The sequence below is a fragment of the Micromonospora sp. NPDC049662 genome, from assembly GCF_040675055.1.
GTDB lineage: Bacteria > Actinomycetota > Actinomycetes > Mycobacteriales > Micromonosporaceae > Micromonospora.
In genome coordinates this window covers 59,806-80,894 of the sequence record NZ_JBFAOC010000021.1, presented here as the reverse complement: position 1 = coordinate 80,894, position 21,089 = coordinate 59,806, and the positions used below count along the sequence as shown (strand labels likewise).

The following is a 21,089-nucleotide window of genomic DNA, read 5'->3' as shown; positions in this document are numbered from 1 at the left end:
CGCACCCACCCACGGGAAGGAACACCGAACATGAGAGTCGAGGAGGTCCTGCACCGGATCCGCCGGCTGCGCCGACCAGGCGCGGCCGCCGACCCGGAGCTGGCGCCCGGCCTGGTCCACCTGGACGACGCGGCGGTCACCGCCGTCGCGTCCGCCGGTCGGCTGCTCGCCGACGTACCCGTCGAGAAGCTGGCCAGCCCCGACTTCCCGCTGCGCCCGCTGCGGGTCGCGGTCACCGGCACGTTCACGCCCGGCACGCTGGAACCGCTGCTGCGGGTGGCGCTGCTGCGGATCGGCATCGCCGCCGAGATCCACGTCTCCGGCTTCGACCAGCTCGTGCTCGACCTCAGCGACCCCGGCTCGGCACTCGCCGAGTTCCGGCCGGACGTCACGCTCTGCCTGCTGCACGACGGCTGGTTCCTGCCCGCCGAGTGGGACCCCGGCGACCTGGCCGGCCTCGCCGACGTGCTGCGCGAACGGGCCGGCGTGCTCACCGCCGCGCTGCGCGGGTACGCCACCCGCACCGACGGCGCGGTGCTGCTGCACACCGTGCCGCTGTCGCCGTTGGAACACCGCAGTCTGGTCAGCTTCCGGGGGCGGGCCGAGCTGGGCCTCCTCTGGCGGGAGCTGAACGCCCAGCTCCTGGAGCTGGGTGGACGGGACACGACGTACACCCTGGACCTGGAAGCGCTGCTGGTGGACCACGACGGTCCGGTGCGCGACGAGCGCCTGTACCGGTTCGCCAGCATGGCGTGGACGCCCACCGTGGAACGCCGGTACGCCCACGAGGCGGCCACCTTCTGCCGGGCGGCCCTCGGCCGGACGGCCAAGGTGCTCGTGCTGGACCTGGACAACACGCTCTGGGCGGGCGTGCTCGGCGACGACGGGCTCACCGGCATCCGACTCGGCGCCGACTACCCGGGCAACTGCCACCGGGACGTGCAACGTCGCGCCCTGGCGCTGCGCCGGCAGGGCGTGCTGCTCGCGGTGTGCAGCAAGAACGACCCGGACCTGGTGACCGAGGCGTTCGCGCAACATCCGGACCTGCTGCTGCGCGCCGACGACTTCGTCGCGCAGGCGGTCAACTGGGGGCGCAAGGACGAGAACCTGCGCCAGCTCGCCACCAGCCTCAACCTGGGCCTGGACGCCGTCGTGTTCGCCGACGACAGCCCGTTCGAGTGCGAGCTGGTACGCCACGAGCTGCCGAGCGTACGGGTGGTGGAGCTGGCCGGCGACCCGGCCGGCTTCTCCACGCGGCTGCTCACCGAGGGGCACTTCACCGTACTGGCCACCGGCGCAACCGACCGGGAACGCACCGAGCTGTACCGGGCCCGCGCCGGGCGGGAGCGGTTCGCCGCCACGTTCGACTCCGCGGCCGACTACCTGCACGAGCTGAAGTTGCGGGTCAGCGTCCGGGACGTCGACGCGCACAGCCTGCCCCGGGTCGCGCAGCTCGGGCTACGCACCAACCAGTTCACGATGGCCGAACGGGCGCACACCGAGGCGCAGACCCGGGCCCGCGCCGACTCCCCCGACCACCTGGTGCTCACCGTCGAGGTGGCCGACCGGTTCGGCGCGGAGGGGCTGGTCGGCGGCCTGTGGCTGGACCGGACCGATCCGGACGCCTGGGTGATCGAGAACTTCGTGCTGAGCTGCCGGGTGTTCTCCCGGGGCGTTGAGCAGGCGGCCCTGCACCGGGTGACGGAGCTGGCCCGCTCGGCCGGCGCGACCCGGCTGGAGGCGCTGTTCCGGCCCACCGCCCGCAACAAGCCCGGCGGGGCCGTCTGGCCGTCCGCCGGCTTCACCGTGGCCTCCGTCGAGGACGGCACCACCCGGCACGTGCTGCCACTGCACCCCCCGCCCCGGCTGCTGCCGGCGTGGATCGCCCTGGAGGAGGGAGACATCCGTGCCTGACCTGTTCACCACCGTCGCGGGCCTCATCGAGCAGGTCGCGGACGTACCGGCCGAGGAGATCACGCCCGACGTCCGGTTCGCGTCGTTGGCCCACTGGACCAGCCTGGAGGCGCTGCGGCTGCTCTCGGCGCTGGAGGACGACCTCGGCGTACGCCTGGACCTGCGGGCGTACCTGGCGGTGACCGCCGTCGGCGAGCTGGTCGACCTGGTCGCCGCCGAGCGGGACGGGGTCGTCCGGTGACCGCCACCCGCACCGAGGCGGCGCCCACCGCGCCGACCCGGCTCACCGACGCCGACCTGGACCTGCTGCTGCTCATCCGGCACTTCGAGCTGGCGCTGCTGGACATGTTCGGCCGGGGCGAGCTGCACGGCACCACGCACACCTGCCTGGGCCAGGAGTACGTGCCGGTGGCGCTGCGCCCGCTGCTCGACGACGACGACTTCGTGTTCAGCAACCACCGGGGCCACGGCCACTACCTGGCCCGGTTCGACGACCCGCACGGCCTGCTCGCCGAGGTGATGGGCCGCGACGGCGCGGTGTGCCACGGTGTCGGCGGCAGCCAGCACATCCTGCGCGAGCGCTACCTGTCGACCGGGGTGCAGGGCGAGAGCGCGCCGGTGGCCGCCGGGGTCGCGCTGCACCTCAAGCGCACCGAACCCGGCCGCCTGGCGCTGGTCTACCTGGGCGACGGCACGTGGGGCGAGGGCGCCGTCTACGAGGCGCTGAACATGGCCGCGCTGTGGGGCCTGCCGCTGGTGCTGGTCGTGGAGAACAACGGCATCGCCCAGTCCACGCCGACGACCGCGCAGCTCGCCGGCAGCATCGGCGGCCGGGCGCGGGCCTTCGGGGTGGACCACCTCCGGATCACCTCCACCGACACCGAGGTCGTCCGCGCCGCGCTGACACCGGCGCTGCGCCGGGTCCGCGAGCGGTCCACGCCGTACGTGGTGGAGCTGCTCACCCACCGGGTGGGGCCGCACAGCAAGGGGGACGACAGCCGTCGCCCCGAGGAGATCGCGCACGCGCGGGCGCACGACTGGTACGCGCGTTACGCGCGGGCGTACCCGGAGCAGTTCGACGCGCGCGACGAACGCCAACGGGCGTACGTGGCCCAGGTCGTCGCGGACGTCGCCGGCCGCCCGGCGAGCCGCTGGACGGAGGAGAACCGTGGCTGAGCGGGTGGTGGAGAACCTCAACCAGGCCCTGCACGCGCTGCTGGCCGACGACCCCACGCTGAGCGTGCTCGGCGAGGACCTCGTCGACCCGTACGGCGGGGCGTTCAAGGTGACCCGGGGACTGTCGGCGCGCTGGCCGGATCGGGTGCTGTCCACCCCGCTGAGCGAGGGCGGGATCGTCGGCGTGGCCGGTGGGCTGGCCCTGGCCGGGCAGAGCGCGATCGTCGAGATCATGTTCAGTGACTTCGTGGCGCTGGCGTTCGACCAGATCCTCAACTTCGCCAGCAAGTCCACCGCCATGTACGGCCGGCGGGTGCCGATGCGGCTCGTGGTGCGCTGCCCCAGCGGTGGCAACCGCGGGTACGGCCCGACGCACAGCCAGAGCCCGCTGAAGCACTTCATCGGCATCCCCGGCCTGAGCGTGCACGAGGTGTCGCCCTTCCACGACAACCGGGCGGTGCTCGCCGGGATGCTCGCCTCCGGCCGGCCGGGACTGCTCTTCGAGGACAAGGTCCTCTACACCACCCGCATGTACGCCGACGGCGTGGTGGACGAGCTGTTCCGCTACGACCTGATCGGCCCGGACGCCGACGTCGCCCGGGTTCGGGTGGACGAGGAGGAGCAGGCCGACTGCGTGCTTGTCGTACCCGGCGGGTTGGCCGCGCGGGCCGTGTCGGTGGCCCGGGAGCTGCTGCTGCGCGACGACGTCGTCTGCCAGGTGCTGGTGCCCTCGCGGCTCTGGCCGCTGGACACCGACGCCCTGCTGCCGCCGATCGCGCGGGCCGGACGGGTCGTGGTGGCCGAGGAGAGCACCGCCGGCGGCACCTGGGGCGCGGAACTGGCGCAGGTCGTGCACCGGCGGCTCTGGGGATCGCTGCGCGCGCCGGTACGTCTCGTGCACTCCGCGGACAGCGTCATCCCGACCGCCGCGCACCTCGAACGCACCGTGCTGGTGCAGGACGCCGACATCCACCAGGCCGTGAAGGAGGTCGTCAGTGGTGACTGACCTGGTCGTCCCCAAGCTCAACAACAACGACACGACGTACGTCCTGCTCGACTGGCTGGCCGAGGACGGCGAGCGGATCCGCGCCGGCGAGCCGATCGCCGAGGTGGAGACGTCCAAGGCGGCCGAGGAGCTGCTCAGCGACGGCGACGGCGTGCTGCACCGGCTCGTCGAGGTCAACCAGGAGTGCGCCCCGGGCGACGTCATCGGGCACGTCTTCGACGACGAGGAGGCGCGGCAGCGGTTCCTCGCCGCAGCGGTCACCGCGGCCGCCCCGACGCCCGACACCCGACCGGGTGGGCCCGTACTCACCGACTCGGCCCGGGAACTCGCCACCGCGCACGGCCTGGGCGACGACGAGTTGCGCGGGCTCGGCAAGGCGGTCGTGCGGCGTACCGACGTGGAACGCCTGCTGGCCGACCGGTCGGCGGCGCCCACGGCCGCGACCGAGCCGGTGGTGGTGGCCGCGGCCGCCGCGCTGGCGGCCGGCGACGGCCCGGAGCCGGACGACCCGCGCCCGGTGCACACGCTCTCCCGCGCCCAGCGCGCGGTGGCTGCCGTGGTCACCGAGTCGCACCGCGAGGTGCCGGCGGCGCTCGCGGTGATCAAGGTACGGGCCGACGCCGCCCTCGCGGTCGCCCGGCAGCTCACCCGCGCCACCCGCACCCTGGTCGGTCTGCCGGAACTGCTGGTCAAGGTGATCGGCGGGCTGCGCGAGGACCACCCGTTGCTGTTCGCCTCCCCCGGCGACGGCAGCAGCGTACGGCTGGCCGAGGCGGCCCACGTCGGCGTCACCATCGACGTCGGGACGGGCCTGTTCATCCCGGTGGTCCGCGACGTCGAGGAGCTGACCTGCGCGGAGATCGCCGAGACGCTGATGGACTTCCGCAGCCGGGCCGGCGGCGAGGGCTTCCGGGCCGGCGAGCTGGCCGGCGGGACCATCGTCGTGTCCCTGCACACCGATCCCGACGTGGTGCTCGCCGGGCCGATCGTCTTTCCCGGTCAGACCTGCGTGGTGGCGATCGGCGGGACCCAGGACGAGCTGGCGCTGGACGCGGACGGTCAGGTGGTGACCCGCCGGTTCGTCAACCTGAGCGCCGTCTACGACCACCGGGTCGTCAACGGACGGGAGGCGGTCGCCTTCCTGCAGGCGGTGAAGGCCGCCCTGGAGTCCCCCGACCACCTCGCCGAGGAGTGACGCGCCGGTCAGCCGAAGAGCTTCTCGTCGCACACCTGCCAGCCGACCTCCGACTCCAGCCGCAGGTCGAGCCGCAAGGTCTGACCGTTCCGGCCGGTCAGTTCGACGGTCACCGAGGCGCTGTTGCCGGCCTCGTTGGTGAAGGCGGCCCGGCCCATGGTGTGCGACACGGGCCGGCCGAGGCGCTGCACCGCCGAGGTGAACGCCGCCAGGTCGGTCCGCTCCCTGATCTCCTGGCACAGGGATTCGTGGGCGGCGGCGTCGTCGTTGCGCTCCAGCCGATGGACGAACTGGTCGGCCGCCGCGCGCGGCTCGTCCACGTCCGGTCCGGCGTACATCCACAGGAGAAAGCCGCCGACCGGCACGGCGAGCGCCGCCAGGCACCCGAAGATGATGGCGCCCGCGACGATCCATCCCGTACGCGAGGCCCTGGGCGGTGGGTCAACCGACGGGGGGTGCGGTGACAGGGCTGGGCGCATGGCGAAAGGCTAATTCCGGCGGGTACCTGACCGACGACGGTACGGCCACGAATCGATCTCGCTGTCCGTGGAGCCCGCCGGTCAGCCGGTCACGCAGGTCTGCCGGTCGTGATCGTTGGCCGCCGAGCAGCGGCGTGGACGGCGTGTCGTGATGCTGAGCCGCCAACGATCACGAGCGGCGGCGGTGGTGGCAAGCACGCACAGCGCGGCGGCGCCGAGCAGGGGTGGACGTCCGCCCAGGTGGACGGCCGCCGAGCCGAGCGGGATCGCCAGGACGAGCGGCCCGAACATCGCGGTGTTGGCCGTCGCGGCGACCCGGCCGAGCAGTGCCGCAGGGGTGTGCGTCTGCACGGCGGTCACCGCCGCGACCACGGTCCACGGCAGTCCGACGCCGACGGTCACCGCGCCCGCCACCGTGACCGGCCACCAGGGCAGACACCGGGCCAGACAACCCGTCGCGAACAGCACCGTTCCAGCGACCCCGACGGCCACGGGACCCCGTCGGGTGAGGAGCCGACCGACGACGAGTCCGCCCAGGATGGAGCCGGCGCCCTGGGCGCTGGCAAGCACCCCCAGAAAGCTCGTTGGCAGGCGCAGTTCCGTGACGACGATCGCGTAGAGAGCGGCGGTCACGAAGCCGGACATGGCGATCGACACTCCGGCGAGCAGGACCGGAACGCGGATGGTCCGCTGTCCGGCCAGGACTGCCAGTCCGGTACGGAGGCTGTGAGCCCGCCTCGTCGGTCGCCCGGATGGCGGCCGGTTCAGGCGGACCACCAGGTAGAGGAGGGCGACCAGAATCGGCATCACCGCGCTCAGCGCGGCCACCGCGTGCCCGCCCTGCCAGGCGTAGAGGCCCGCGCCGACCAGCGGCGCGACGAGCTTCATGCCCTCCTGGGCGCTGGAGCGCCACCCGTTGACGTCGCCGAGTTCCGCTGCCGACAGCGCGGACGGCAGCAGCGCCGTCTCGCCCGCGTCGATGAGTACGTAGCTGACACCGTAGGCGCACGAGACGGCGAAGACGAGCCAGGTCTGCCCCGGCCCACGGACGGCGAGGAGCGAGAACAGGGCGGCGGCCAGCGCGAGGTTGACGGCGATCACCAGTGGTCGCCGGGACGCCCGGTCGAGTAGGCCGCCGAGCCACGGGCCGGCGAGGACCGGGGCGTACACGCAGAGCCCGGTGAGCGCGGCGACGGCGGTCGAGCCGGTGAGGTCGAGGACCCAGAGGCCGGCCACCAGCGACATGGCGCTGCTGCCGAAGCCGGACAGCATGGAGATCGCCACGAACAGGTAGGCGTTGCGCCGCATTCAACCCTCCAGGTTGAGCCGAGTTCACTCACATCCTGTTGGGTTGAGCCTCGATCAGGCAATGCTGGCAGTGCGGTGTCAATGCAACATTGACAAGGCGGTGTCGAGGGCGTCCGCCACCGTGTGCACCGGCTGCGGCAGTCGGTCGCCCGCCTGGTCGAGGTCGGCGCGCAGATGCAGGGCCAGCGCGTAGAGCGACCCCGGGTCGGCGTCCAGAGCCGCGTCGACCGTGCTCCGCACCAGTGTCGCCCGACGGAAGCGGGAATCCCACCGCCGGTCCGTCGCGATCCACCGCCCCAACTCGGCCACCGCGGCCCGCAACGCCGCGATCTGCGGCGAGTAGCCCCGGTCCAGGTCCTGCCGCCGCGCACGCCGCGCCACGGCCAGGCGCTGCCGGCGCTGCTCGGCCGCCTGCCGGCTGCCGAGGCCCAGGGCCGTCGCGATCTGCGCCCAGGTGACGCCATCGTGACGGGCCCGGTCGATCAGCTCGGCCTCGCGCTCATCCAGGCGGGTACGAGCGGCACGGACCTCAGCCAGACCGGCCAGCGGCGTCGTCACCGTGTCAACATTACATTGACAGCTCGACGTTGCGAGGGTGCGGCAGTGCAGGGCTCCGGCGAGTCGCGGTCTGCGATCTGCGGTCCCGGCCGGACAGCTGCCTGTTGCCACGGTTTCCCGGGCGGGCGGGGTGGCCCCCACTATCCGACGACGCTGTCGAGCTGCCCCATTTCTGGGACGGCCGAACGCTGGCGAGCTGCCCCACCCTCAGGCCGACCGAACGCTGGCCGGCTGCCCTACTTCTGGTACCACATGGGGCTGTGGGGCTGCCCCACTTCTGGGGCAGCTCGACAGGCAGCACGGACACTTACCTCCGTCGACCGGGCTCACCGCCCAAGCCGTCCGCCAGACCAACGCCGAGACTGAGCCAGCGCTGAGGCCGGGCCAGCGTCGGGCTGGCGGACGGCTTCGCGCGGCGAGGCGGTGACCGGCCGTCAGCTCGCGGCGAGGTGTTCGCGGACGCTGCGGGGGCGCATGTCGGTCCAGGTGCGCGTGACGAAGTCCAGGCACTCCTGGCGGCTGCCGGCGCAGCCCGCGTCCCGCCATCCGTCCGGCGCCTCCCTGTGCCGGGGCCACAGGGCGTACTGCTCCTCGTCGTTGACCACCACGCGGTGTTCGTCAGCCATCAGGGTTGCCTTCCTCGTGTCGGGCCAGGTGCAGCTCACGGGCGAGACTCTCGGGCGAGAGCGCCCGGATCTCCGCGAGCAGGTCGGTGAGGTCCCCGTCCGGTACGGCGGGAGCCGGCCGGGCCAGGTCGGCGACGGTACGCGCCAGCGCGGCGGGGGTGGGTGACTCGAAGATCGCGGCGGGCGGCAGGTCGACGCCGAACGCGTCGCGCAGCCGCGCCACCACCCGGGTGCCGAGCAGCGAGTGGCCGCCCAGCTCGAAGAAGTCGTCGTCGGGACCGACCTCGTCCACCCCGAGCAGGTCCACCCAGATCCGCCGCACCACCTCGTACGGATCGTCGGTTGGCGCGACGGCAGTGTCCGGGGTGGTCGGTGGTGGGGCGGCGGTGACCGGCGCGCTCTCGTCGAGCGTGACCGGACCGGGCCGGTACGCGTCGACCCAGTGCCGCTCGCGGGCGAACGGGTACGTGGGCAGGGGCACCCGCCGTCGTCCGGTGGGCCAGTCGACGGGCGCCCCGGCGAGCCAGAGCCGACCGACGGCCAGCGCGACCGTCTCGTCCTCCCCGGCCGGGGTGCGGTCGGCGGGCAGGCTGGTCAGCACCGTCGTACCGCGGGCCGCCCCGTGCTGACGGACGAGGGTGGCCAGGGTGCGGCCCGGTCCGGCCTCCAGCAGCGCGTACCGCTCGCCCAGCAGCAGTTCGGCGGTGGCGGCGAAGTTGACCGGGCGGCGGAGCTGCCGCACCCAGTAGGCGGGGTCGGTGGCCTCGTCGTCGGTGAGCCAGCGTCCGGTCACGTTCGACACGATCGGCACGGCGGGCGGGCTGAGCGGAACCTCGCGCAGGTGCGCGGCGAAGCCGGCCAGGGCGGGCTCCATCATGGCCGAGTGGAACGCGTGCGAGGTACGCACCTCGCGGCAGGCCACTCCGCGCCCCCGCAGGTCGGCGGCGAACGCGGCGACGGCGGCCGTCGCGCCGGAGACGGTGACGAGGCGCGGCGCGTTGGCGGCGGCCACCTCCACGCCGTCGGGCAGCAGCGCCGTCACCTCGTCGACGCCGAGCGCCACCGACAGCATCGAGCCGGGGCTCTGCGCCTGCATGAGCCGACCGCGTACGGCGACGGTGGCGAGCGCGTCGGGCAGCGTGAAAACGCCGGCCAGGCAGGCGGCCACGTACTCGCCGAGGCTGTGTCCCGCCATCGCGACCGGACGTACGCCACGGTGCCGCAGCAGCTCGGCGAGGGCGTACTCGACAGCGAACAGGGCCGGCTGGGTGAGTCGGGTCTCATCCAGCTCCGGTACGGGCGGGACCGGTTCGCCGGGTGGGCAGAGCAGCGTGCGCAGGTCCACGTCGAGGTGCGGGCGCAGCAGTTCGGCGCAGCGGTCGAAGGCCGCCCGGTAGACCGGCTCGGCGCGGTACAGGGTGCGGCCCATCCCCGCGTACTGCGCGCCCTGGCCGGGGAAGAGCAGCGCCACACCGGCCGGCGTACCGGTGGCGACGCCGGTGCGGACCAGCGACGAGCCGCGGTCGGCGAGCCGGGCGGCGGCGGTGCGGGCGTCCGGGGCGACGGCGACCAGGCGGTGACCGAACGCCCGTCGCGTGTGGGCCAGGGTGTACGCGGCGTCGGCCAGCGGCACGTCCGGGTTCCCCTCCAGGTGGGTGGCGAGCTGGCTACGGGCCTCAGCGAGCCCGTCGGCGTCCCGGGCGGAGAGCACCAGCACGTGCGCGGACCGCTCGTCGTCGGGGAGTTGCCGCGCCGGTTCGGCGGCCTGGAGCACGACATGGGCGTTGGTGCCCCCGATGCCGAAGGAGCTGACCGCCGCGCGGGGCGGTCCGCCCAGGTCGGGCCAGGGCTGCGGCGCGGTGGGCACCCGGAACGGGCCGCCGGCCAGCTCGGGGTGCGGCTCGGTGCAGTACGGGCTGGGTGGTACCACCCGGTGGTGCAGCGCCAACGCGGCCTTGATCAGCCCGGTGACGCCGGCGGCGACGTCGAGGTGACCGACGATCGACTTGACCGAGCCGAGCGCACACCGACCCCCGCCAGCGCCCCGACCCTCAGCGCCCCGACCCCCGACCGCGTGCTGGAACGCCTCGGTCAGGGCGCGTAGCTCGATCTGGTCGCCCAGCTCGGTGCCGGTGCCGTGCGCCTCGACGTAGCCGATGGTGGCGGGGTCGACCTCGGCCACCTCCTGGGCGGCCCGGATCGCGGCCACCTGACCGTCCACCCCGGGCGCGGTGAACCCGACCTTCACCCGGCCGTCGTTGTTGATGGCGGAGCCCCGGATGACGGCGTACACCGTGTCGCCGTCGTCGCGGGCGTCCGCCAGCCGGCGCAGGACGACCACGGCGGCGCCGTCGCCTCCCACCGTTCCGGTGGCGCGTACGTCGAAGGGCCGGCAGTGCCCGTCGCGGGACATGATGCCGCCGACCTCGTGGCGGTAGCCGGTGCCGGTGGGCAGCAGGATGTGCGCCGCGCCGGCGAGCGCGACGTCGCATTCGCGGGCGAGCAGCGCCTGCGCGGCGAGGTGTACGGCGACGAGCGACGACGAGCAGGCCGTCTGCACGGCCACGGCGGGTCCCCGCAGGTCCAGGTGGTACGCCACCCGGGTGGGCAGCGAGTCCTTGTCGTTGGCGAGCATCAGCTCGTACTCGGAGACCGAGTCGAGCCGTGGATTGCGGAACAGGTGGTGCAGGAGGTAGCCGCTGGCCGCCGCGGCGGCGTACACGCCGACCAGCCGGTCGGGGTCCCCGGCGAGGTGACCGGCGCGTTCCAGGGCGGTCCAGGCCGTTTGGAGGAAGAGCCGCTGTTGCGGGTCGAGCAGCCGTGCGTCGCGGGGCGAGTAGCCGAAGAAGCCGGCGTCGAAGCGGTCGACGTCCGGCAGCGCGCCGTGCGCCGGCACGTGGTCGGGGTGCCGCCGCTCCTGTTCGCTCAGCCCGTTGGCGGCCAACTCCGCGTCCGTGAACCGGGTGATGGTCTCCTGTCCGGCGAGGACCCGACGCCACAGTTCGTCGACGTCGGCCGCGCCCGGAAAGCGGCCGGCCATCCCGACGATGGCGATCTCCAGTCCGGTCTCCTGCTCGCTCACGCTCGTCCCTCCCCCGCCGGCACCGGGCGGGCCCGGCGGGCCCGGTCGGCCAGCGCCTGCTTGCGTTCGTCCCGTCGGCGGCCGCCGGTCGGCGTCGCCGTGGGCGCGGACCCGCCGTCGAGGAAGCGGGCCAGCTGCGCGACGGTCGGGTAGCGGAACAGCTCCACCGCCGGAACCGGTCGGCCCAGCCGGTCGGCGAGGCGGGTCTGCACCCGTGCCAGCAGCAGGGACGTGCCCCCGAGGTCGAAGAAGTTGTCGTCCGCACCGACGTCGTCCAGCCCGAGCACCTGTCGCCAGGTGTCGGCGATGGCCCGTTCGACGGCCCCGTCGGGCGCCACGTACGCGGCGCCGAGATCGGCGCGGGCCACGGCGGGGGCCGGCAGGCGGGACGCGTCGAGTTTGCCGCTGGACGTGAACGGCAGGTCGGGCACCACCACGAACGCGCTCGGCACGAGGTAGCGGGGCAGCCGCCGGAGCAGGCTCTGGCGTAGCTCGTCCACCGCCAACCCGTCGCCCACGAGGTAGCCGACGAGTCGTCGGCCACCGGGCGAGTCGGTCCGCACCACGGCGGCGGCGCGGCGTACGCCCGGGTGCTGCCGCAGGTGGGCTTCCACCTCACCCAGCTCGATCCGGAAACCGTTGATCTTGACTTGGTTGTCCGCCCGGCCGAGGAAGACGAGTTGTCCGTCGGCACGCCAGCGGACCAGGTCACCGGTGGCGTACATGCGCGCCCCCGGCGTCGGCGCGTACGGGTCGGGCAGGAAGCGTCCGGCCGTGAGCGCGGCGTCGCCGTGGTAGCCGCGGGCCACGCCGAGGCCGCCGAGATGCAGCTCGCCGGGCACCCCGGGCGGTACCGGCCGCAGCTCGGTGTCGAGGACGTAGGCGCGTACCCCGGTCAGCGGGCGACCGATCGGCAGCTCGCTGTCGGTGGGCGCGCAGTGGGCGGCCGTGGCGGTGACGGTGGCCTCGGTGGGGCCGTACCCGTTGATCAGGAGCCGGCCGCGCGACCAGGCGGCGGCGACGTCCGGCGCGCAGGGTTCCCCACCCACGGTGAGTACCCGCAGGTCGGGCAGGGCGGTGGGGTCCAACGCGTCGAGGACCACCGGCGGCAGGTCGGCGACCGTGACGCGGTGCCGGACGAGCGCGGCGGCCAGGTCGGGGCCGGGTGTGCGCTCGTCCGGGCCGAGCAGGCGCAGGGTCGCGCCGACGGTGAGCGTGGTGACCACGTCGGACAGCGCGACGTCGAACCCGATCGAGTGGAACTGCAGGACCCGGTCGCCGGCCTGGACGCCGACCAGCCGGGCCTGCGCCTCGGCGAGGTTGGCCAGCCCCCGGTGGGTGCCGATGACGCCCTTCGGCAGCCCGGTCGAACCGGACGTGTAGATCAGGTAGGCGGCGGCGTCGGGGTGGACGGCCGCCGGGAGCGTGGCGTCGACGGCCGGCGGTTGCTCGTCGAGGCGCAGCAGCGGCACGTCGGTGGTCGGCAGCGCCAACTGCGCGTCGGCGGTGGTGACCACCAGCGCGGCGGCCGAGTCGGCGAGCAGGTGCGCCAGCCGGGCCGCCGGTAGCTGCGGGTCCAGGGGCAGGTACATCCCACCCGATCGGAGTACGGCCAAGAAGGTGACCACCCAGTCGGGGCCGGCGGGCAGGCAGACGCCGACGGTCGTCTCGTCCCGCACACCCCGGGCGGCGAAGGTCCGGGCCAGGCGGTCGGCCCGGGCGTCCAGGTCCCGGTAGGTGACAGCCTGATCGCGGTACGCCACCGCCACCGCGTCCGGGTTCGTCCTCGCCTGGCGGGCGACCAGTTCGCCCAGGCTCGGCTGCTCGGGTGACGCGGGCGCGGCGGCGGCCCAGCGGTCGACCAGGTCCCGACCGGCGGCCGGGTCGAGCAGCGGCAGCCGGTCGACCGGGGTGTCCGGGGCGGCGAGCGCGGCCATGAGCAGGGTGTCGAGCTGGTCGGCGAGCGCGCGGGCGGTGGACTCGTCGAAGAGTCTCATCCGGTACTCGATCCGCCCGTCGATTCGCCCCTCGTGTGCGACGACGGTCAACGTCAGGTCGAACATGGACGTACCGGTGTGCGTCTCGCCGCTGGTCAGCACGGTCACCCCGGGCAACGTCAGCCGCTGTTCCCAGCCGTCCTCGACGGCGAACATGACCTGAGCGAGGGGATGACGGCCGGGATCGCGGACCGGGCGCAGCTCCTGCACCAGGGCGTCGAAGGGCACCGGATCGGTCAGCGCGGTCAGCGCCGAGTCGCGGAGCCGGTCCAGCAGCGCGGCGAACGTCAGTCCACCGTCGACCCGACTGCGCAGCACCAGCGTGTTGACGAAGAAACCGACGGCGGTCTCGCTGTCGATCGTCTGACGGTTGGCCACCGGCGTGGCGATGAGCAGGTCCGACTGCTGGCTGCGCCGGTGCAGCAACGCCGCCCAGGCCGCCGCGAAGATCATGTACGGGGTCGCGCCGGTGCGTCGTTGCGCCTCGGCCACCCGGTCGGCCAACGCGGGAGGCCAGGAGAATTCGATCTCGTGGCCGGCGTCCTCCAGCTCCACCGGACGGGGCCGGTCGGTGGGCAGGTCGAGACCGGGCGGCGCGCCGGCCAGCGCGTCACGCCACCAGTCGAGCCGCCGGGCCAGCTCGGTCGGGCCGAGCAGCCGGTCCTGGGCCAGCGCCGCCGGCACGTCCCGGGGGACCGTCGGCAACGCCACGGCACGGCCGTCCCGCAGGGCCGCGTACGCCGCCGACAACTCCTCGAAGAGCAGACCCATGCTCCAGCCGTCGCAGACCACGTGGTGCAGGGTGAGCAGCAGCGAGAAGTCATCCGGGCCGGTGCGGCACAGGGTGGCGCGCACCAGTGGCCCCCGGGACAGGTCGAACGGGCGTACCGCCTCGGCGGCGGCGTACCCGTCGATCCGCTCCGGCGCGACGTCCACCACCGTGAGCGGCAGACCGGTCGCCGGCAGGACCAGCTGGTACGACTGGCCGTCCAGCGGCACGAAGACCGTGCGCAGCGCCTCGTGCCGCGCCACGATCTCGTCGAGCGCGCCGCGTAACGCGGCCACGTCCAGGTCACCGCGCAGGTCCACCCGGTACGGCACGTGGTAGGCGGGGCTGTCCGGTCGGAGCTGGGCCAGCAGGAGCATCCACTCCTGGGCGGCGGTGAGCGGGTGGATGCCGTACCGGTCGCCGTCCGCGCGGATCGCCGCGAGGAACGTCCGCCGCCGCTCGGGTGGCAGGGCCTCCACGCGCTGGCGCAACTGGGCGGGGGTGAGCGCGCCGATCATCGGGCGGCGTCCTGTTCGAGCTGGTCGAGCAGGCCCGCGAGATCGGCGGGGGGCGGCCCGTCCAGCACGACCGGCGCGACCGGATCGGCGGACTCGGCGGGCGTGCCACCGATCTCGTCCAACGCGGCGGCCAGCCCGGCAACCGTCGGGTGGTCGAAGATCAGCCGCAACGGCACCTCCGCGCCGATCGCGGCGGCGAGCCGGGAGCGGACCCGGGTCGCCTTGAGGGACCGTCCACCCAGGTCGAAGAAGTCGTCGGCGCGGCGGCGCACCGGCACGCCGAGGACGTCCTGCCAGATCTCGGTCACCGCCCGCTCGGTGGGCGTACGGGGAGCGTCGTCGTCGGCTGCCGGGGTGGCGTCGGGGGCGGGCAGCGCCGCGACGTCCACCTTGCCGTTGCGGTTGAGCGGCAGCCGGGGCAGCACCACGAACACGGCCGGCACCAGGTGGTCGGGCAGTTGCTCGCGGGCCCGTTCCCGGATCGCCTCGACGCCCACTTCCTCGTCGGGCACGACGTACGCGACCAGCCGGGCGTCACCGGCGGCGTCGCGATCGGCGCGCACGATCGCGTCGCGAACCAGCCCGCCGCGGCGCAGCGCCTCGGTCACCTCCCCCGGCTCGACCCGGTACCCACGAATCTTCACCTGGTGGTCGGACCGGCCGACGAACTCGATCAACCCGTCCGGGCGCTGCCGGACCACGTCCCCGGTGCGGTAGAGCCGGCCCCCGGCGCGGGGGCCGAACGGGTCGGGCACGAACGTCTCGGCCGTCGCGTCGGGGCGGCCGAGGTAACCACGGGCCACCCCGTCGCCGCCGATGAACAGCTCGCCCAGCACGCCGGGCGGTACCGGTCGCAGGAGACGGTCCAGCACGTACACCCGGGTGTTGGCGATCGGACCGCCGATCGGCACGACCGGGTCCGCGGCGGTGAGCCGGGCGCAGTCGTACGTGGTGCTGTAGGTGGTCGCCTCGGTCGGGCCGTACCCGTTGACGAGCGTCGTGTCCGGGCACGCCGCCCGCAGCCGCTCCACGGCGGTCCGGTCGGCCTGTTCGCCACCGAAGGTCAGGTAGCGCAGCGCGGCCAGGGCGTCCGGCGCCTCGGTCGCCACCTGCCGGGCCACGGAGGTGGCCAGGAACATCATCGTCACGCCGGTGTCGCGCAGCCGGGCGCGGAGCCGGTCCGGCACGATCACGTCGTTGATGTCCAGGTCCGCGAGGCAGGCGCCGTTGAGCAGCGCGCCCCAGACCTCCAGCGTGGCCGCGTCGAACGACATCGTGGCGGCCTGCCCCATCACGTCGTCGGGGCGCACGTCGATGAAGGTGGTGTCGCGGACCAGCCGGACGATGTTGCGGTGGCTGACGCCGGTGCCCTTGGGGCGGCCGGTGGATCCCGACGTGTACATGACGTACGCGAGTTGGTCGGGGTGAACCGTCACCGCCGGGGGCTGGGCCGGGCCGTCGTCGGTCGGCAGGCGGTCCACAGCGATCCGGGGCGTGCCGTCGTCGGGAAGCCGGTCGGCCAGCGCGGCGGCGTGCAGGATGACGCCCGGCGCGGCGTCCTGGCACATCAGCGCCAGCCGCTCCGGCGGGTAACCCGGGTCCAGCGGCAGGTACGCGGCGCCCACCTTGAGCGTCGCCAGGGCGGCGACCACCCAGGTCGTGGTGTCGGCGAGGCAGATCCCGACGATCGTCTCGGCGCCGATGCCGCGCCGGAGCAGACGCCCGGCCAGGTGGTTGGCGCGCCGGTCCACCTCGCGGTAGTCGAGCCTCTGGTTGTCGTCGCGCAGCGCGGGCGCGTCCGGGGTTCGCCGGGCCCACTCGGCGAACAGCGCGGGCACCGACGACTCGCGCGGATAGGCGGTGTCGGTGGCGTTCCAGTCACGCACCACCCGCCGTTCGGTCGCCGGGTCGAGCAGCGGTAGGTCGGACAGCCGCGCCCCGGGGCGTTCCCGCGCCCGGTCGAGCAGGACGGCAAGGGCCGCCGCGATCGACGCGACGTGCGGGTGTCCGGCCACCGTGGCCGTCGGCCGTTCGTCGGCGTCGTCGATCAGCAGCCGCAACACACCACGATTACCGGGCGGCGGTTGATCGGAGCCAATCGATACCACCGGCCGATAGCCGAGAGGAGTTTCGGGCAATTCCCTGTCATGCGCCCGGGCTTCACGTAGCGCCGTTCGGACCAGGTCCCGCAGCTCGGTCCAGGTGGGATCCTCGGGCAGCCGAACCCGGACCGGCAGCCAGCGTCCACCGTCGGTCGGGGCGGCCGGCGTCGCGGCGAGCAGATCCCGACCACCGACCCAGCGGTGCAGCAGCGCGAACAGGCCGGCCAACACGCTGACCTGCGGCTCGACCTCCTCGCCCAGGTCAACTCGGGCGTCGCCGGGCGGGTCTGCCGTCGGCGGGAAGGGCAGGTCCGGCGGGTCCGGGAGGGCGGCGAGCTGCCGCTCCCAGAAGGCGGAAAGGACAGGAAGAATTGTCTGTTCGGTCATCGGATCTCAGCTCCGATCGGCGGGTGACACGCAATGACCGAGAGTCTGGCCCGCGCCCGTGCCAGTTGCTTGTACGGACAGTTCGGGTGCCGTTGCGGCGACCTGAGGGAAACCTGAGCGCGGCTTTATGCCGATAGCGCATTGCAGTCAGTAAGTACACCGACTCTTTTGGTTATGGCGATGCCGCTCGATGAAGGCAATGATCGTGCCGGGGGGAAGCCACGCCGGGTGACGACTCGCAGGGCCCGGTTGTCTCTTCGCTCGCCTGAGCCTCCACGAGAGAACACAGGAGCGGTGCATGTCCGGAGACCTTGTCAACCATGCCTGGCGCGCGTCGCCGCCGGCTCGCAGCGAAGGTGGAGGCGACGCATCGACAGCAGAACGACAACCCACGAGTGGTGATCCGGGGCGGACGCTGCGCCACCTCGCCGCCGCCGGTGACCGCAGGGCGGCGCACCTGTGGCTCGCCACCCAGACCGACCTGCTCGCCGTACGCCCTGAAGACGCCGACGTCCCGGTCGCCCAGATCTGGCGCACGGCGCTGCGGCACCACCTCGCCGGGGAACCACACCTGGCGACAGCCCTCCTGGCGACCGCGCCGATCGGCGCGACCGGGCCGCACGCCGTGCAGATGTACTGCCACGCCGCGGTGCACCACCTGCTCGACGACGACATCGAGCGGGCCAGCGCCGACGTCGAGGAGGCGGCCCGCGCCGCCCACGCGTGCGGCGTACCGACCGCCCACCAGGCGTACGCCCGGGTGGTCGTGCTGCTCGCCGCCGCCACCGGCGACCCGACGGCGACCCTCGGGCGGGCGGAGGCGACCGACGGGCTGCGCCGCGCCGACGCCAACCTGTTCCGGCTGATGGTCCACCTGGACCTGGCCGGCCACCTGCTGCGGGCCGGCGACGCCGCCGACGCGCTGCGGCAGGCCGAGGCCGCCGTACGACTGACCGAGGTGGCGGGTGACTCCGGCTACGAGCCGTACGCGCTGACCCTGGCCGCCGTGGCGAAGTGCCAGCTCGGACGGTTGGAGGAGGCGCTCGCCGACGGCGCCGCCGGGCTTCGCCTGCGGGAGCTGGCGGGCGTCACCGCCGACGAGGCGTTCTCGCTGGCCGCCCTCGGCATGGTGCACCGCCGACGGCGCGAGCCACGCCAGGCCCGGCAGGCGTTGGAGGGCGCCCTGAGCGCCATGGCCACGTCTCCGTCACGCCCCACCTCGCCGGCCTGGGTGCTCGCCGAGCTGGCGCGGATCCGCGCCGCCGACGACCTGGCCGCCGCGCAGGACCTCGCCGACCGGGCGGTCACCCTGGCCCGGGAGCTCGAACGGCCGTACGCCCTGCTGGCGCGCGGCTGGGTGGCGCTGCTGCGGGGCGACACCGCCGCCGCCCACTTCGACGCCGCCGAAGCCCGTACCGGGGCCACCGTCGGGCGGCGACGCGCCACCCTCATCGAGGCGCTTCAGCTCACCGTGCTCGCGGCGGACGACCCACGCGCGTCCGCCGGGCTGCTCGACGACGCGGCGGCGCTCTGCCGAGAGCTGGGCGACCCGGCCGAGGAGGCCACCGTCCGGCTGATCGCCGCACGCCTGCAGGGTCGGCAGGCCCGTCGCGGCGCCGAGGGCGCCGAACAGAAACTGCGCCGCTGCGGGGTACGCCTCGACCCGGGCGTCGCCGACGGGCTCAGCGCGATCACACTGCGCGTACCGGCGGTGGTCATCCACACCCTCGGCGACTTCCGGGTGTTCCGGGCCGGCGCCGTCGTCCCGTACGGCGAGTGGCAGTCCAAGAAGGCCCGGGACCTGCTGAAGATCCTCGTCGCGCACCGGGGCCGCGCCGTGCCCCGGGCCCGGCTGATGGAGCTGCTCTGGCCGGACGAGTCACCGTCGCGCACCGCGAACCGACTGTCGGTGCTGCTGTCCACGCTGCGTCGGGTGCTCAGCACCGGTCATCGCACCAGCGGTCGGGGGGCGGTCCTGGCCGACCGGGGTTCGGTGGCGATCGACCTCGACGTGATCGACGTGGACGTCGAGACGTTCCTCACCGCGGCCGAGGAGGCACAGGCCGCCCTACGGGCCGGGCACCCCGACACGTCCCGCGCGCTGATGCGCGCCGACGAGTTGTACGGCGGGGACTTCCTCTCCGACGACCCGTACGAGGACTGGGCCCAGCCGCTGCGGGAGGAGGCGCAGGCCGCCCACACCAGTGTGCTGCGGGCCCTGGCCCAGCACACCCCGGACACCGACCAGAAGCTCGTCTACCTGATGCGGCTGGTGCACCGCGACCCGTACGACGAGGACGCCCACCTGGAGTTGGTGCAGGTGCTGCGCTCGGCCGGGCGGCACGGCGAGGCGCAACGCCGCTACCGCACGTACGTCGAGCGGATGCGGGAGCTGGGCATCGCCCCGGCGGGCTGCCCGGGGACGGGCGCCGACACCGGGCAGCACGCGGACTCGGCGGCTGCGCCGGAGGCGCGGGTCGCCCGGTGGCGGACTCCCGACGCGCAGCCCCCGTGGACGGCAGAGGTGGACGCGGGCCGTCCGGCCGGTGTCCCGGCGCAGCGGACGTCGAGGAGGCTCATCGAGCATCCAGCCTGACCGGCGCTCGTGGGTGACCCTGCGGGCTCACCGCGAGCAGGTCCAGGCGGGTTCCGGCGATGACACGTATGGGGGTCCCTTCTCCGTGATGTCACCTGTCACAGAGTGGGATGCCCCGACCCGGTGGCGGTTCGCGGATCGGGGCAGACCCGATCAGTGGCGGGGCTGGTAGCTCTTGGGCAGGCGCATGCCGCGCTCGGCCATGATCGCCCGCACCCGGTTGGGATAGTTGGTGATGATCCCGTCGACACCCATGTCCATCAGCGCGGACACGGTGGCCGGGTCGTCGCAGGTCCACGGGATGACCTTCAGGCCACGGGCGTGCGCCTCCGCGATCATGGTGGCGTCGGGGTAGAAGCGGAAGTTCGGGTCGGCGATGGTGCCGTTCTGCGGGAAACCGTAGTTCGGCGACAGGGCGGTGACGCCGGGGATGGCGGCGGCCGCCTTGACGAAGTCACCGTCGTAGTCGTCGGCGTCGATCCCACCGAGCCAGGGGGACGCGCCGGGCTTGCCTACCTGGAGGAAGTCGTAGTTCGTCAGGGCCACCAGCGGCCACTTCGGCGCGAGCCGGTGCATTTCCTTCAACGCGCCCCAGTCGAACGACTGGATGGTGACCTGCTTCTCGAGGCCGGAGGCGTGGATCTCCTCGAAGACGCGCCGGACGAACAGCTCTCGGGGCGCGGTCTGCTCGGGTGCTCCCGCCTCGACCTTCGTCTCGATGTTGAGGGTGACCTGCTTCGCCCGGTAGCTCTTGACGAGGTCGAGGACGTCCCTCAACTCGACCATCCGGAAGCCCTTGACCTGCTCCTGCTCGGGAAAGCCCGGGAGCTGCTGGTAGCCGCAGTCCATGGTCTTGACCTGGGCGAGGGTGAGGTCCTTGAGGTACTTGCCGACGTACGGGTACATCGGGTCGCCGGCCGTGACCGGCGCGGTGTCGGCGCACTTCTGCGCGCTGACCTGGCGGTCGTGGTTGACCACGACCTTCTGGTCCTTGGTGATCTGGGTGTCCATCTCCAAGGTGGTGGCACCGAGGCGCAGGGCCTTGGCGAAGCCCTCCAGCGACTCCTCGGTGGTCATGCCGATGCCACCGCGGTGCGCCTGGAGGTCGAAGTGGGTCTTCTGCGGGAGCAGCGCGTTGGCACTGTCGACGGTCGACGCGTGCGCGGCCACCGGAACGGCGAGCGCGGGCAGGACGACGAGGCCCGCCAGAATGTGACGCAGGGACATGGTACGAGAACCTCAGCTCTTCAGGTGCAGATGCGCTGGCCACGCTAGGTGGGAGACGGTCGGCCCCGATGACCTCGCCGCGTGCGGAACGTGAACGCTCGCCGAACCTCAGAAGCACCTGCCGTTCGCCGACGGCCATCCTGTCGATG

At 73.6% G+C, this 21,089-nt stretch carries 14 protein-coding genes; 6 read left to right on the top strand and 8 right to left on the bottom strand.

Annotated elements, in window-relative coordinates:
• Positions 1–30 precede the first annotated feature (30 nt).
• The 5 genes from AB0J36_RS17940 to AB0J36_RS17920 are packed head-to-tail and all read left to right on the top strand — an operon-like array spanning position 31 to position 5,291.
• Positions 31–1,914, top strand: coding sequence for an HAD-IIIC family phosphatase (locus AB0J36_RS17940; protein WP_363660891.1), 1,884 nt, complete (start codon positions 31–33; stop codon positions 1,912–1,914).
• Positions 1,907–2,155, top strand: a complete 249-nt coding sequence (locus AB0J36_RS17935; protein ID WP_357125631.1) for an acyl carrier protein — start codon at positions 1,907–1,909, stop codon at positions 2,153–2,155. Before AB0J36_RS17940 ends, AB0J36_RS17935 begins: the two co-directional genes overlap by 8 nt.
• Positions 2,152–3,090, top strand: a complete 939-nt coding sequence (locus AB0J36_RS17930) for a thiamine pyrophosphate-dependent dehydrogenase E1 component subunit alpha (protein ID WP_363660890.1) — start codon at positions 2,152–2,154, stop codon at positions 3,088–3,090. The genes AB0J36_RS17935 and AB0J36_RS17930 overlap by 4 nt, the downstream gene beginning before the upstream one ends.
• The gene (locus tag AB0J36_RS17925) at positions 3,083–4,096 is read left to right on the top strand and encodes a transketolase C-terminal domain-containing protein (protein WP_357125625.1); all 1,014 of its coding nucleotides are present in this window, start codon (positions 3,083–3,085) and stop codon (positions 4,094–4,096) included. Before AB0J36_RS17930 ends, AB0J36_RS17925 begins: the two co-directional genes overlap by 8 nt.
• On the top strand, positions 4,086–5,291 hold the full coding sequence (locus tag AB0J36_RS17920; protein WP_363660889.1) for a 2-oxo acid dehydrogenase subunit E2: 1,206 nt from the start codon (positions 4,086–4,088) through the stop codon (positions 5,289–5,291). The genes AB0J36_RS17925 and AB0J36_RS17920 overlap by 11 nt, the downstream gene beginning before the upstream one ends.
• Positions 5,292–5,299: 8 nt before the next feature.
• Here the strand turns inward: AB0J36_RS17920 and AB0J36_RS17915 are convergent, their stop codons facing one another.
• From AB0J36_RS17915 to AB0J36_RS17885, 7 genes are all read right to left on the bottom strand, one after another.
• Positions 5,300–5,770, bottom strand: coding sequence for a hypothetical protein (locus tag AB0J36_RS17915; protein ID WP_357125619.1), 471 nt, complete (start codon positions 5,768–5,770; stop codon positions 5,300–5,302).
• Between the two features lie 81 nt (positions 5,771–5,851).
• Complete coding sequence (locus AB0J36_RS17910; RefSeq protein WP_363660888.1) at positions 5,852–7,078, bottom strand: MFS transporter; 1,227 nt, start codon at positions 7,076–7,078, stop codon at positions 5,852–5,854.
• A 78-nt stretch (positions 7,079–7,156) separates the two neighbouring features.
• Positions 7,157–7,636, bottom strand: a complete 480-nt coding sequence (locus AB0J36_RS17905; RefSeq protein WP_363660887.1) for a hypothetical protein — start codon at positions 7,634–7,636, stop codon at positions 7,157–7,159.
• A gap of 434 nt (positions 7,637–8,070) precedes the next feature.
• On the bottom strand, positions 8,071–8,262 hold the full coding sequence (locus AB0J36_RS17900; RefSeq protein WP_355048249.1) for an MbtH family protein: 192 nt from the start codon (positions 8,260–8,262) through the stop codon (positions 8,071–8,073).
• Entirely contained in the window at positions 8,255–11,344 is a 3,090-nt protein-coding gene (locus AB0J36_RS17895) for a type I polyketide synthase (RefSeq protein WP_363660886.1), read from the bottom strand. The genes AB0J36_RS17900 and AB0J36_RS17895 overlap by 8 nt, the downstream gene beginning before the upstream one ends.
• The gene (locus tag AB0J36_RS17890) at positions 11,341–14,628 is read right to left on the bottom strand and encodes an amino acid adenylation domain-containing protein (RefSeq protein WP_363660885.1); all 3,288 of its coding nucleotides are present in this window, start codon (positions 14,626–14,628) and stop codon (positions 11,341–11,343) included. The genes AB0J36_RS17895 and AB0J36_RS17890 overlap by 4 nt, the downstream gene beginning before the upstream one ends.
• Complete coding sequence (locus AB0J36_RS17885) at positions 14,625–17,117, bottom strand: amino acid adenylation domain-containing protein (RefSeq protein WP_363660884.1); 2,493 nt, start codon at positions 17,115–17,117, stop codon at positions 14,625–14,627. Before AB0J36_RS17885 ends, AB0J36_RS17890 begins: the two co-directional genes overlap by 4 nt.
• A gap of 298 nt (positions 17,118–17,415) precedes the next feature.
• Here AB0J36_RS17885 and AB0J36_RS17880 point away from each other — a divergent pair, with 298 nt between their 5' ends.
• A complete protein-coding gene (locus AB0J36_RS17880; RefSeq protein WP_357394509.1) occupies positions 17,416–19,713 on the top strand; it encodes a BTAD domain-containing putative transcriptional regulator in 2,298 nt (765 codons plus the stop codon).
• Positions 19,714–19,866: 153 nt separating this feature from the next.
• On the opposite strand, the gene AB0J36_RS17875 is transcribed toward AB0J36_RS17880, so the two are convergent.
• Entirely contained in the window at positions 19,867–20,940 is a 1,074-nt protein-coding gene (locus AB0J36_RS17875; RefSeq protein ID WP_363660883.1) for a glycerophosphodiester phosphodiesterase family protein, read from the bottom strand.
• Positions 20,941–21,089 lie beyond the last annotated feature (149 nt).